The sequence below is a fragment of the Mycobacterium sp. 20KCMC460 genome, from assembly GCF_022179425.1.
Classification (GTDB): domain Bacteria; phylum Actinomycetota; class Actinomycetes; order Mycobacteriales; family Mycobacteriaceae; genus Mycobacterium; species Mycobacterium kiyosense.
Map to the genome: position 1 here is coordinate 4,413,440 of NZ_AP025524.1, position 14,726 is coordinate 4,428,165.

General features: G+C 67.8%; 5 protein-coding genes. 2 read left to right on the top strand and 3 right to left on the bottom strand.

Annotated elements, in window-relative coordinates; genetic code table 11:
• Positions 1-20: 20 nt before the first annotated feature.
• Entirely contained in the window at positions 21-9,245 is a 9,225-nt protein-coding gene (locus MKCMC460_RS20370; protein ID WP_238304744.1) for a type I polyketide synthase, read from the bottom strand.
• A gap of 541 nt (positions 9,246-9,786) precedes the next feature.
• The gene (locus MKCMC460_RS20375; RefSeq protein WP_236976690.1) at positions 9,787-10,506 is read right to left on the bottom strand and encodes a glycoside hydrolase domain-containing protein; all 720 of its coding nucleotides are present in this window, start codon (positions 10,504-10,506) and stop codon (positions 9,787-9,789) included.
• A 218-nt stretch (positions 10,507-10,724) separates the two neighbouring features.
• On the opposite strand from MKCMC460_RS20375, the gene MKCMC460_RS20380 reads away from it, so the two are divergent.
• Positions 10,725-11,867 carry an SRPBCC family protein gene (locus MKCMC460_RS20380; protein WP_236976691.1) on the top strand — a complete coding sequence of 381 codons (1,143 nt, stop codon included), beginning with the start codon at positions 10,725-10,727 and terminating at the stop codon, positions 11,865-11,867.
• On the opposite strand, the gene MKCMC460_RS20385 is transcribed toward MKCMC460_RS20380, so the two are convergent.
• The gene (locus MKCMC460_RS20385; RefSeq protein WP_236976692.1) at positions 11,859-13,187 is read right to left on the bottom strand and encodes a lipocalin-like domain-containing protein; all 1,329 of its coding nucleotides are present in this window, start codon (positions 13,185-13,187) and stop codon (positions 11,859-11,861) included. The genes MKCMC460_RS20380 and MKCMC460_RS20385 overlap by 9 nt on opposite strands.
• 77 nt (positions 13,188-13,264) lie before the next feature.
• Between MKCMC460_RS20385 and MKCMC460_RS20390 the strand changes: the two genes are divergently transcribed.
• Positions 13,265-14,722, top strand: a complete 1,458-nt coding sequence (locus tag MKCMC460_RS20390; protein ID WP_236976693.1) for an aldehyde dehydrogenase — start codon at positions 13,265-13,267, stop codon at positions 14,720-14,722.
• Positions 14,723-14,726: the final 4 nt, after the last annotated feature.

The window sequence follows — 14,726 nt, forward strand, 5'->3', positions numbered from 1 at the left end:
AGGTTAACCGATCGTCCGGATCAGCCCGCAGACACCTGGTCGGCCCGGTAGGTGTCGCCGTCGCCCAGCCGGGAGTCGGGGTTCAGCAGCATCCTCGCCTCCTGCGGCTTCTCCGGCCCGTCGTGGTCGAAGCGACGATCCGGCGGCCGCTGGTACATCGGCTCGCCGCCGGCGATCGCCGACATCAACCGGCGCTGACCGGCCAGCAGGCGAGCGTCCGCGCGGCGCTGGTAGTCCGCGCGCTGCGCGGGGTCCAGCGCAGCGATGAACGCTTGGGGATGCACCAGCGCTACCAGACCCGACACGTGACCGAACCCGAGACTGGTCAACATGCCGGCCTTCAGCGGGAACCTGCCGCTCAAGCGCAGCGTGTCGCGCAGCCAGACGAAGTGCGAGGAATTGGCCAGCTCGTCGTCGACACAATCCAGGCTGCGGTTGGGCGGAATGACCCCGTCGCGGAGTATCTGGCACAGACCCATCATCTGGAACACCGCCGCACCACCCTTGGCGTGACCGGTCAGGCTCTTCTGCGACACCACGAACAGCGGGGCGCCCTCGGAGCGACCCAGCGAGTCGGCGAGCCGCTCGTGCAGTTCGGTCTCGTTGGGATCGTTGGCCAGCGTCGACGTGTCGTGCTTGGAGATCACCGCGATGTCGTCGGCGGTGACGCCCAGCTTGGCCAGCGCGCGCGCCAGCGCAGAGTCCTTACCCCCGCGGCCCGCACCCAACGCGCCCAGCCCGGGGGCCGGGATCGAGGTGTGCACCCCGTCACCGAAGGACTGCGCGTAGGCGACCACCGCCAGCACCGGCAACCCCATCCGCAGGGCCAGGTCGCCGCGGGCCAGCAGGATGGTGCCGCCGCCCTGGGCCTCGACGAAGCCCAGCCGGCGCCGGTCGTTGGGCCGCGAGAACTTCGCGTCGTCGATGCCCCGACCGCGCATCATCGAGGTGTCCGCGGTGGCGGCCATGTCACCGAAGCCGATGATGGCCTCCAGCGTGAGGTCGTCCAGACCACCGGCCACTACCAGCTCCGCTTTGCCCAGCCGGATCTTGTCGACGCCCTCCTCGACCGAGACCGCCGCCGTCGCGCACGCGGCGACCGGGTGGATCATCGAGCCGTAGCTGCCCACGTAGGACTGAATCACGTGCGCGGCAACGACATTCGGCAGAACTTCCTGCAAGATGTCGTTCGGCTTGTTACGGCCGAGCAGGTTGCCGTGGTACATGGTCTGCATCGAGGTCATGCCGCCCATCCCGGTGCCCTGCGTGCTGGCCACCAGGCTCGGGTGCACGTAACGCATCACCTCGGCCGGCGAGAACCCGGCGGACAGGAACGCGTCGACGGTGGTGACGATGTTCCACAGCGCCACGCGGTCGATCGAGTTGGCCATATCCGGGCTGATGCCCCACACCGTCGGGTCGAATCCGGTCGGGATCTGCGCCCCGACTACCCGGGACAGCTTGGTCTTACGAGGCACCCGGACCTCGGTACCGGCTCTGCGGGTGACCTGCCAGTCACCCGAGTCGGGCGCCGGCCGGATGACCGTGTGCTCGGGATCGAACTCGGCGAACGACCGCGCCTCGGCCTCGGAGGACACCACGAAGGTGAAGTCCTTGTCCAGGAAGACCGACACCAACAACGGCGACGCGTGGTCGGGGTCGATCGCACCGTCGTCGACGAACTCCCGAATCCCACAGCGCTGGACGACCGCGTCGTGGTAACGCTCGACGAGCTCGGATTCGTCCACCAGATCACCGGATTGCGTGTCATACCAACCCGGTTGGGGGTCGTCCTCCCAGCGGACCAGCCCGGTGGTCCAAGCCAGCTCGAGCACGCCGGCGGCCGACAGTTCGTTCTCGACCTCCATCTCGAAGCGGGTACGTGACGAGCCGTACGGCCCGATTTCGGCACCGCCGACGATCACCACCAGGTCGGCCGGGTCGACATCCAGGTCGTCCCATTCCGGCGGCGGCGCGGGCGTGTAGCCGCGGGGCGGCGACGGCAACGCCGCGATGGTGCCTTCGGCCGGAGTGTCATCCTCGTCCGCCGCCTCGGACGTCATCTCCGCGCGGGCCTTGGCGGCCAGCTCGGCCATGTCCAGTTCGACGTCGGCCAATCCACCGGTGAAGTCGGCCTTGATCGGCGAACTCGACGCGGCCACTTTGGATTCCACGTCGCACAGGCCCAGCAGCATCGCCGCCATCTCGTCGGTCGAGTAGGTCCTGACACCGGCTTCCTCGACGGCGGTGACGATGGCGTCGTTGTGACCCATCAGCCCCGTCCCGCGGGTCCAGCCGATCAGCGCGTGCGCCAAGCTGACTCGTTCCGCCCACGAGGATTCGGCGTGCCAACGACTGACCACCGCGTCCAGCGCCGACTTCGCCTCCCCGTAGGCGCCGTCACCGCCGAACATGCCGCGGTTGGGCGAGCCGGGCAGCACCACGTGCAGCCGTGAGGCGATGTCGCGCTCAGCGCCGATCTTCGACAGCCCGCTGATCAGCCGTTGCGCGGCCCACAGCAGTACCTTCATCTCCATCTCGGCGCGCGCCCCGACTTCGGACATGTCGCCGACCACCCGCGGTGCGGCGAACGGGAACAACAGCGTTGGGGTCTGCGCGTCCTTGATGTGAATCGATTGCGGCCCAAGGCTCTCGCTCTGCTCGGAACCGACCCAGTCGACCAGGGCGTCGATGTCGGAGTAGGACGCCATGTTGGCCGGCACCACCCACAACGCCGCACCGAAGCGGGCGTGATCGCGGTAGAGCTCGCGGTAGAACGCCAGTCGCTCGTCATTGAGCTTGGAGGTGGTGGCGACGACGGTGGCGCCGCCGTCGAGCAGGCGCGCGACCACCGATGCGGCAATGGAGCCCTTGGAAGCACCTGTCACGACCGCGATTTCGGCGCTGTAGGGGCCGGGGTCGGGGTTCTCGGCGCCGGCGGCGATCCGGCCGTACAGGGCGGCGTGGATCTGCCGGCCCGCGGCCAGCGACTTGCCCTGCCACCAGGTGGCCTGCGTGGCGACGACGTGGCCGGCCCCCTCGAACCGCTCCGAGAGCCGCAGCCAGTCGGCGTCGATGTCACCTTCGTCGGCCAGCCACAGCTTGACCAGGTCCTCGCGGGCGCTGGCCCAGCGGTCGTCGAAGACGACAGCCTTCTTGCCGTCGAACACCGGCGCCACCAAACGCGGCCAGTCCGAGCCCAATTCGGCAGTCACCAGGTCGATGAGCTCTGCGTCGGTGGCCGCCGGCGGCACGCTCGCGGGTTCGTCGAGGCCCAGCTGACCCAGCACCAGGCGGGCGGCCGAGGCCAACACGCCGTCGCGGCCGGTGATCTGGTCGGTGAATTCACTGAGCGCGGCCGCGTCGACGGTCGCGCCGCCACCGCCACCGGCCGAGGGCAGCGACACCGAAACCCCATGGCGCGCAGCCACCGCGGCGACAGCGCCATCGATCACCTTGTCGACCGACGCGGCGTCGGCCAGGGCGCCCTCGTGCAGATGACCCATTGCGCCACCACGGACGCTGGTGCCCTCCCGGGTGCCCAGCGCCACCTCGACGGTGACGTGCTTGACCCAACCCTCGCCGAGTTCCCAGGTCTTCGTCACCCGCTCGGCGATGGCAGCGGGCCGCTTGCCGGACGGGCCGAACACCGTACGCAACTGGTCGTTGATCGCATCGGAAAGCACCGGACCGTAAGGCTTGTAGGTGCGGGCCAGTTTGGTCACCTGCGCGCGCAGCCCGGCCAGGTCGGCCTCGGCGGCGCCGTCGATGGCACCCAGGTTCAGCTCCGAGCCCAGGTCGACCAACAACTGGTTGCGCCGCGAGGAGGCGCCGTCGGTGATCGACTCGATGGAGTCCAACGGCTCGATCTGGTCCAGGCGCATCTTCGCCGAGATCGCGATCAGGGCCAGCGTGGCATCGGCGGCGTCGAACGGGATGTCGTCGGGACGCGGACCACCTGAGGGCGCGGCCGCGGGAACCGGCGCGGGAGCGGCGGCGGCTTGCGGTTCAGCGGCGGAATCAGCAACCGGCTCTTCGACTTCCGGTTCCGGCTCGGGATCGGTGTCGGTGGCGAACAACACCGCGGCATCGCGCTCGGCGTTGAGCACCTCCACCGTGCTGTGCGCGTATTCGGGCAGTTTGAGAGTGTTGGTGGCCAGGCCCGCGACCGTCGGTGCCGTCTTCACGCCGATCTCGACGAACCGCTCCACCCCCAGGCCGCCGGCGGCCTCCTCGATGAACAGCAGGTCCTGCGTCTCGATCCAGCGCACCGGGCTGGCGAACTGCCAGGCCAACAGCTCGATCAGGATCTTGCGTGCCAGGTCGCGTGGCCGTTCGTTGAGCCAGGTGTCGTAGTCGGCCAGCACCTCGTCGAGCGGTTCGGCGGGCACCAGGTCCCGGATCTCCTGGATGAAGTCACGGTCCAGCGTGAAAGGCCGCGGCACCAGGTTCGGGATGTAGCGCCCCAGGATCAGTTCGGGGTCCTTGTCGCGCGGCATCAGTCGTTCCAGCGAGCGACGGAACTCGGCGACGCCGACCCGCAGCACCCGGGAGTGGAACGGCACGTCGATGCCCGGCACCAGGATGAAAGAGCGCTTGCCGCCGGTGATCTCGCGACGCCGCTCGACTTCTTCCTCCAAAGCCTCCAGACCGCGCACCGTGCCGGCGATCGCGTACTGCGACCCACGCAGGTTGAAGTTCACGATCTCCAGGAATTCACCGGTGCGCTCGGCGATGCCGGCCACGAAGTCGGTGACTTCCTCGTCGGGCAAGTCGATTTGGGAGGGTCGGATGGCGGCCAGCCGGTAGTTGGAGCGGCCCAGCTCGTCGCGCGGCACGATGTCGTGCATGTTGGAGCCACGGTGGAACACGGCTTCGAGCAGTGCGTCGAGCTCGAAAACCCCACTCACACAAGCCAATGCGGTGTATTCACCCACCGAGTGGCCGCAGGTGATGGCATTTTCGACGAAGGCGCCCTGCTCGCGCATCTCGGCGACCTGCGCGGCCGCCACCGTGGCCATCGCGACCTGGGTGAACTGGGTGAGGAACAGCACACCGTCGGGGTGGTGGTAGTGCACTCCGCTGGCGATGATGCTGGTCGGGTTGTCGCGGACCACGTGCAGCACCGAGAAGCCCAGGGTGTCCCTGGTGAACCTGTCCGCCTCGTCCCACACCTTGCGGGCCGCCTTCGAGCGGGCCCGCACATCCATGCCCATACCCTTGTGCTGGATGCCCTGACCGGGGAAGGCGTAGACCGTCTTGGGCGAGGCCAACCGAGCGGTCGCCGACATGACCAGGTCGGTGCCGATCTTGGCGGTCACCTCCAAAACCTCTGCGCCCTGGTCTATTCCGACCCGTTCGACCCGGAAGTCGACCTCGTCGCCGGGCAGCACCATGCCGAGGAATCGTGCGGTCCAGCCGACCAGTCGCGCCGGTGGGCGGGCTTGGCCGTCGGTGGCGGTAACCGCGTGCTGGGCGGCCGCCGACAGCCACATGCCGTGCACGATCGGCGATCCCAGCCCGGCCAGCAGGGCCGCGGCCTTGTCGGTGTGGATGGGGTTGTGGTCGCCGGACACCACGGCGAACGGTCGCATGTCCACCGGCGCAGCGATTTTGACGTCGCGGCGGCGCCGCCGCGGGGTGTCGGTGGCGTTCTCGGAGACCGCACCGCCGGCCCGGACCGGGTCGGCAAGTTCGGCCGTACCGGTGCGGCCCAGGATCGCGAACCGCTCTTCCAGGGTCGCGACGAGGGACCCGGTCTGCGAGGTCACCGTGACCGTGACGGGAACGACGCGGCCCATGTCGGTATCGGTTGCCCCGGTAGCCGTTGCGACGACGGTCAATTCGGTCGGCACCGTGGGCAGCTGCTCGGCTAGCCGGACGGCGTGGTCTAAGTGCACCAGGCTGAGCAGGCCCTCCACCACCGGCACCCCGGTGTCGGTGACCGCTGCACCGATCGCGGCGAAAACCGCGGGCCAGCAATGCCCGACGAGCGCGTCGGGCACCGTGGTCAGGCTCGGTGCCAGCGACTCACCGAAAGTCGCCGTGACCCCGGTGTGGTCGGCAACCCGCTCGGGATCCCATGCCACCGTCACCCTGGCGGAGCCGTCCGTGACCGTCGGCAGCGACTCCGGCCCGTCCACACCGGCGGCGATGGCCAGCACGGAACGCATTGCCGTGGTGGCGTTTTCAGTGGTGACCACCGGGACGCCGCCGTCGGCGGTGTTGGCGGGCAGGCTGAACGGTATGTCGATCCAGGTTCCCGACACCGGCACGCTGAGCACCACCTCGCCCTGCGGGGTGACCTGCAGCCGCGCCCCGGTGGAGGTGTGCGTGGCGGTGCGGTTTTCGTGTACCTGCCAGTCGGCGGGCTCGGCGATCCGGTGCACCGGGTTGGTGGTGGTCCGGCCCGCCCACACCACGTCGGGCGCATCCAGCACCACGGCGAGCGGCCCGCGCACGTCGGCGCGGCCCAACCGGCGGCACGTAACGTCGGCGGGCTCGGCGCCGGCGCCGATCACCTCGTCGATGGCGGCCTGCTCGAACCGGTCCAGCAGTTCCCCGACCGGTTCGTCCAGTCGGGTGATGCCGGCCACCGCGGCGGGGCCGGGGATGATGCACACCTGGTCGGCGTCGTAGCGGGCGTCGTGCGCCTGCCACAGGGAGTCGCTGCGCCACCAGCGCCGCACGTCCTTGTCGATCACCGGCACGAAGTTCACCGGCTTGCCCGGCGTCTTGCACAGGCTCACGAAGAACGGCACGTCGGCGGGATGCAGCTGCACCGTCTCGGCATCCGGGTAGCCACCCAGCAGCAACTCGATCGCAGCGGCCGGATCCTCCAGCAGTGCCGCGTCGTTGAACAGGGTGTCGATCGGCCCGAAATCCTTTGCATGCAAACGGGCTTCGGTGCGCTTGAGCATCTGCTCGAACCGTTCCCGCCAGGTGTCGGCCAGCCACGGGCTACCCGGCGCGGCGGTGTCTGCGGTCGAGTCGCCATCTCCGATGGCCAATTCCACGTAGCGGCGCAGCCACTGCAGGTAGGTCATCTCCGCGACGTCGCCGAAGTAGGGCTTGGCGGTCCTGGCCATCGCGGCGATGATCTCGTCGCGACGCTCCGCCACGGCGTCGGCGTCACCGGCCACCTCGTCGAGCAGCTGCCCGCACCGGGAGGCGCTGTTGTCGATCTCGTGGATGTCGGCGCCCAGCTGGCTACGGCTGGAAGCCATGCCGCCCTGGGCTTTTCCGGCGCCGATCCAGCCATCGGTGCCCTGGGTGTCGACCAGCAGCTGCTTGACCGACGGCGACGTGGTGGCTTCCAGCGTCGCCATCGCGGCGGTGCCGACCAGGATGCCGTCGATCGGCATCAACGGGAAGCCGTAGGCCTGTGCCCAGCGACCGGACAGGTACTCCGCGGCACGCTCGGGGGTGCCGATCCCGCCACCGACGCAGACCGTGATGTTGGGTCGAGAGCGCAGCTCGGAGTAGGTGGCCAGGAGCAGGTCGTCGAGGTCTTCCCAGGAGTGGTGACCGCCGGCGCGGCCGCCTTCGATGTGCATGATCACCGGCTTGGTGGGCGCCTCGGTGGCGATGCGGATCACCGAGCGGATCTGCTCGATGGTGCCCGGCTTGAACACCACGTGGCTGATCCCGACGTCGTTGAGCTCGTCGATCAGCTCGACGGCCTCTTCGAGTTCCGGGATGCCGGCACTGACCACCACGCCGTCGATCGCCGCGCCGGACTGCCGGGCCTTCTGGACCAGACGCTTACCGCCCAGTTGCAGCTTCCACAGGTAGGGGTCCAGGAACAGCGCGTTGAACTGGTAGGTGCGGCCGGGCTCGAGCAGCCCGGCCAATTCCTTGACGCGGGCCGCGAAGATCTCCTCGGTGACCTGTCCGCCGCCGGCCAACTCGGCCCAGTGCCCGGCGTTGGCCGCGGCCGCCACGATCTTGGCGTCGACGGTGGTCGGGGTCATGCCGGCGAGCAGGATCGGCGACCGCCCGGTCAGCCGGGTGAACTTGGTCGACAGCTTGACCCTGCCGTCGGGCAGGCGGACCACCGTCGGTGCGTAGCTGGACCACGCGCGGGCCACCTCCGGGGTGGCCCCGACGGTGAACAGGTTGCGCTGGCCGCCGCGGGTGGCCGCCGGCACGATGCCGATGCCCAGACCTCGGATGACCGGCGCGGTCAGCCGGGTCAGGATGTCACCGGGACCCAGGTCGAGGATCCACCGGGCTCCGGCCTCGTTGACCCGGGTGATCTCGTCGACCCAGTCGACTTTGCGGACCAGAATGGCCTCGGCCAGGTCGCGGGCCAGCGCGACGTCCAGGCCCACCTGCTCGGCCCAGCGACCGACGATGTCGACGCCGTCGGACAGCCGCGGGGTATGGAACCCGACCTCGACCCGCACCGGGTCGAAGACCGGCGCGAAGACATCGCCGCCGCGCAGCTTGTTCTTGCGCTCGGCCTCTTCCTTCTCCGAGATCTGGTTGCAGTACAGCTCGAAGCGGGACAGTTGCTCGGGAGTGCCGGTGATGACCACCGAGCGACGCCCGTTGCGGATGGACAGCACCGGCGGCAACACGGTGCGCACGTCCTGGGCGAACTCGTCGAGCAGTTGCCCGATGCGCTGCGGGTCGGCGTTGGTGACCGACACCATCGGCGGCCGGTCGCCCAGCACAGAGATGCCGCGGCGGCGCGCCACCAGCGTGCCGGCCGCGCCGATCAGCTGTGCCAGCGCCAGTAATTGCACGTCACGCGATCCGCCGGCTTTGAGGGCCTCGACCGCGAGCAGGCCCTGCGAGTGTCCGGCCAGTGCCACCGGCGGGGTCTCGATCAGGTCCATGCCCTGGCGGGCCAATGCGCGAATGGCGGCGATCTGCGTCAGCAGTACACCGGGAAGTGAGACGGCGGCCGAGGTCAGGTGCTTGTCGGACGGCACGGTGTCCTCGGCGGCCAGCGCGCGCACCCACTGCAACGGCTCGAAACCGATCGGGCGCACCACGATCAGCTCCCGCGCGACGGGCTCGAGCAGCAGATCGGCCTCGCCGACCAGGGTCGCCAGCTCGGATTCGATCCCGGCCCCGGACACCAGCTCTTCCAGGGTCTCCAACCACGCGCTGCCCTGGCCCCCGAACGCGACCGCGTAGGGCTCGCCTGCGGTCAGCCGGTCCACCAGTGCATGCGCGCTGTGCGGTCCACTGCCGTCGCGATCTGCGGACAACCTGTCGTGCTCGTGGATCGTCACCTTGGTATCTCCCTCAAGCGTCGCTATGCATCTATGCGTCTCGGTTCGTTCGGCCGGCCCCGCAGCCCCGGGGCGGTCCGGCGTCCTGCCGGTGCCGCTCCGGGCGATTCCGCATCGAATCGCGGCCGATAATCGTCTGACCGGTGCTTTGTCGGGCAGCCGGAACGTCGTCGAGCGGCGCCCTGTACTGCAGCGGTCCCAATAAGAGTGTCATGAGGATCTCCTCGAATTCTTGGAGGTGATTGGTTACTGGCGAGTTCTACGCACCGGTAACCGTGTCGTGGGTAACACCGCCGGAAACCGCGGGCGCGGGCGCCGCTGACAAACGTCCTGCATGCAGGTGGTTACGGTCGAGTAGCTATAACTTCGCTGATCAAAGCAGTATTGTTACCAAATCGTTATGTTAAAAATTTCGCCTCCCGCGGCCGCGTATCGTCACGCCTGCCACATACGCAACGATTCATCAATGTCGTCGACGGAGGCGACTGAGCGAACGAGTGTTTGCTGGAACGAGACGCAGATTCTTAGAAAGCGGGCGAGGTCACGCCCACTGCCCGTACTGCGGCTTGAGGATTTCGTTGACGTCGACCCCGACGCCCCCCACCTGTCGCTTGTCGATCTCGACTTGATGCAGATTCGCGGCCGGGTGCGTATACCCCTTCGGCGAGCCCCAATTGTGCTGCCAGAAGTAGGACCCGAGACCGTCGTTCACCGCCCAGTCGATGGTCTTGGAGTTGGCGTACACGCCGGTGCGCTGGTGACCGACCACCGACTCCCAAGACCGCAGGTACGGGACGATTTGATTCTTGTACTGGTCGTGCGAGGGGTCGTCGTCGATCGAGGCGTAGATGGGAGCACTGGCCGGGCCGCCGGCCGCGGCATGCAGTTCCATTCCCCGCTTGGCGTGCTGGATGCCGGCGGCGGCACCGCCCAGCCAGTCCGAGGTACTGCCTTTTCCGAACTGATAGCACGAGACGATCTTCAGACCGCTTCCGTGCAGGTCCTGCGCCTCGGCGAGCTGGATGGGCTTGCCGAGCATCCACGCTCCCCCGGGCCGCCGATCCGAGACATACCGGATCGCCCCCACCGCGCCGGCCGCTCTGATCTGGCTGGCCGGGATGACGCCGGCCGCGTAGTCGAGCAGGGTGCCGAGCGACGCGGACGCCGCCGGCGCAGTCAGCGAAGCCGTCGCGGCACCCAGGCCCACCAGGGCCGGTGCCACCGCGGCGAATTTCAGCACGTCACGTCGGGAAACGGACATGAGTCAGAGGGTACGACAGGAATCCCATGAAGATCATCAGACACAGCAGTCACATCTGCATCACTTCGCCGCAACACCAGTTCGGGTCGACAGATCCGTAGCCGATCGATCTTTGGTCGATTCTTCTTGTCACTATAAAGTTAGTAAAGTTAGGCTCGGGATGCGGCAGCCCCGCAGCAGCCGCTGAGGGGACCGCACGCGATGCGATGGGGGTTGTGATGGATCACGACCAGCTGATCGATCTGACGCGGCGCGCTTTGAAACTGGCGCGCGACAAGACAACTGACCTCGCACCACACACCCACCAGGTTGACGCGGCCGCCTACACCTCTCTCGAGCGGCACGCCAGAGACCGGGCTATGGTGCTGGGCTGCCCGCAGCTGGTCGGCTACGCCTCCGAACTGCCCCGGCCCGGGTCCTACTGCACCAAGACGGTGATGGGCCGATCGATCTTGCTGACACGCACCGCCGACGGCTCGGTCAAGGCATTTGACAATGTCTGCTTGCACCGGCAGGCGCAGGTGGCATCGGGATGTGGTGTGGCCAAACGGTTCACCTGTCCCTACCACGCTTGGACATATGACAACAACGGCCGGCTGACTGCGGTGCCGGGCCGCGAGGGCTTCCCGGACACCACCCCGCGCTCGGACGGGTTGACCGAGCTCCCTGCCGCCGAATTCGCCGGATTTCTCTGGGTGGCAATGCAACCCGTGAAAAGCGGGACGACCTTGGATGTGGCGGACCACCTGGGGCCGCTGGCCGCAGAACTCGACTCCTGGGGCATCGGCCGATGGGCGCCGTTGGGCGAGAAGGTGCTGGACTCGCCCATCAACTGGAAGCTGGCGGTGGACACCTTCGCCGAGAACTACCACTTCGCCACCGTGCACGAAAACACGTTCGCCACCATCGCCCGCAGCAACTGCACGGTCTTCGACGCCTTCGGGCCGCACCACCGATTGATCTTCCCGCTCAATACGATCCTGGATCTGGAGAACGTTCCCGAGGACCAGTGGGTGCCGCTGAACAACCTGGTGGTCATCTACGCGCTGTTCCCCAACATCGTGATCTCGGCGACGATCGCCAACGGCGAACTGTTCCGTGTCTACCCGGGCGACCGACCGGGCCGGTCGGTCACGGTGCACCAGAACTCCACCCCGCTGGATATGTCCGATGAATCCGTCGCCGCCGGCGCGCAGGCGGTGTTCGAATACGCCCACGCCACGGTGCGCGACGAGGACTACCGGCTAGTCCAGGGGTTGCAGGCGAACCTGGAATCCGGAGCGCGGGAGAAACTTCTGTTCGGCCGCAACGAGCCGGGCTTGCAGCACCGCCACCTCGCCTGGGAGCGGGCGCTAACCTGACAGTGCGGTGATCAGGTCGTCCAAAATTGTTGCCAGGAACTCTGTTTGATCGGTGCGCAGCTCTGCGGCCAGTTGTAACGCCGCGTCTGCGGCGCCGTCGTGCACCAGTTTCGCGAGCCGGTCCACGGCGGCGTGTAGCTCGGCGTCAGCGGTTTCGGCGGCTGTGGTGGCCAGCACCTGGACCAGCTCCCAGTCCCGATAGAGCGCCAGTGATCGCTCGTTGAACGCAAACGCCGTCACCGGCCGGCCGGCCAGAGTTCCGCGGTAGCGATACGGCCCTTCCATGTATTCGATCGGCAGACCGTGGGCCGGGGCAGCCACCAAAGGTTCCCCCACGATGTCCAATTGTAGTGCGGCGCAGGTGATCCGATGCCGGTCGGGCAGGTAGCGCGCCTTGGCGGGGGGACGGATCAGCGATCGGATCGATTCGGGCCACCGGACGTAGCTGCTGATCGTGACGTCGAAGTCTTCGACGCACTCCGACGGCCTGGCGTCGGGGTAGCTGGTGGTGATACCGGTAAACGGTTGCAGCGCATTACCTTCGGTGCGCAGAAACTGCCGCCAGATGCTCATGTCGACGCCGTTGTCGAAGTTGATGGTGCGCCACTCATGCGACCTGGTTCGCGGCGGCTCGCCGCTCCCGCCGCCCGCGTACTTGGGAAACCATTGCCGGTCGACGTGCCCGCTGCTCCCACTGACCCGCTCGGTCGCCTCGCCCCAGCGCAGCGCGCCGGTCATCACCATCCCGGTCTGGAAGTAGGAGTAGGTGTCGTCCTGACCGAAGCAGGCGATCTTGCCGTTGTACGCCGAGGCGCCCAACGCGGTAGGCGCGCGGGTGGGGGTGACGGCAAGTTCCAACCGCATGGGCTGCCCGTGCTGGTCGGTACCCACCAAGTCGACGTCATAGGTGTAGGGCACCGGATTGCCGCCGGCGTCGGTACGGGCGGTCCATCGCGCGGTGCCGTCGCCGGTGTCGTACTCGAGGTCCAATAGCCCCACGGCACTGGACAATCGAGGGATGGCGCCCGGCTCCATGCTGGCCGGCGGCATGTCGTAGTCGGTGTAAGTGCCGTATTCCCCGGTATCCAGATCGAACAGTGCCATGGTGTAGAAGTCGGCGACGATCGATCCACCCGGCCGGTTCCGGTTGAAGATGGTCAGGAATGCGAACGACCGGCCGGTCTCCGGTGCGTCGAGTTCACCGGCGATGAACCAGGTGTCGGACTCCTGGTCGGCGTGCTGGCCCTCGGCGGCGGGAAAGTTCAATTGGCTGTCGCCGGGTACCAATTCGAACGGGTAACTGCGCCAGTCGTTCGCCACTGCTGCCTCGCCTTGGGAGAATTTTTGCTATGTTAGCATCAATAGCGAAATTACCGTCGCCCTGAGGTGGTGCCCCGATGACGGCAACCCGTTCGTACGACCGGCTTTTCATCGGCGGCCGATGGTGCGAGCCGGCCACGTCGCAGCGCCTCACCGTCATCTCTCCGCACACCGAGGAACCGATCGCCGAGGTACCTGCCGCCGATCAGCGCGACCTCGATGACGCCGTGTCCACGGCCCGGCGCGCCTTCGACGACGGCCCCTGGCCGCGACTCCCCCCGGCTGAGCGGATGCGCAAAGTCTCCGAACTGGCCGCCGTCTACGGGCGCCACATCGACGAGATGGCCGACCTGATCACCGCGCAGATGGGCTCCCCGCGCAGCTTCAGCCGACTCGGCCAAGCCGCCGGGGCCGCCTCGATGATCCACCTCACACTGGCCGCCGCCCGCGACTTCCCGTGGGTGGAACGCCGCCAGGGCGTGCTCGGCGAGGCGCACCTGAACCGGGCACCGGTCGGCGTGGTCGGGGCGATCGTGCCGTGGAACGTGCCGCAGTGCCTGATCATGCCCAAGCTGATTCCGGCGCTGATCGCCGGCTGCACCGTGATCGTCAAGCCGGCTCCCGAAACCCCTTTGGACGCTTTGTGGTTGGCCGAGATGATCGAGCAGCTCGACCTGCCCGAAGGCGTGGTGTCGGTGCTTCCGGGCGGACCGCAGCTCGGTGAGGCGCTGGTGCGACACCCCGGCGTGGACAAGATCGCCTTCACCGGATCCAGCGCCACCGGCCGTCGTATCGCAGCACTGTGTGGCGAACAACTCAAGCGGGTGAGCCTGGAACTGGGTGGCAAGTCGGCGGCGATCGTGCTCGACGACGCCGACATCGTCAAGACGGTCGCGGGATTGAAGTCGGCCAGTCTGATGAACAACGGTCAGGCTTGCGTCGCGCAGACCCGTATTCTGGTCAGCCGCCGCCGGCACGACGAATTCGTCGAGGCGCTGGCCGACATGATGTCGGGGCTTAGCGTCGGCGACCCCGCCGACGAGAAGACCGACATCGGACCCCTTGTCGCACAACGACAACAGGCGCGGGTCCAAGATCTCATCCGATCCGGACAGCAGCAAGGCGCCCGGCTGGTACTCGGCGGCGCCGACAGCCCGGAACCACGCGGCTGGTACGTGCGGCCCACCCTGTTCACCGATGCCAACAACGAGATGCGCATCGCCCGCGAGGAGATTTTCGGCCCGGTGCTGACGGTGCTCCGGTACGACGACGAGGACGACGCGGTACGGATCGCCAACGACAGCGACTACGGCCTGGCCGGCTCGGTGTGGACGGCCGACGTCGCGCACGGCCTGGACATCGCCGGGCGGGTGCGCACCGGTACCTACGGCATCAACATGTACATGCTCGACATCAGCACCCCGTTCGGCGGCTTCAAGCATTCGGGCATCGGGCGCGAGTTCGGCCCCGAGGGCCTGCACGAATACGTCGAACTGCAGTCGGTGGCCTGCAACGGAAAGCTGCCGCCGCTGTGAGATC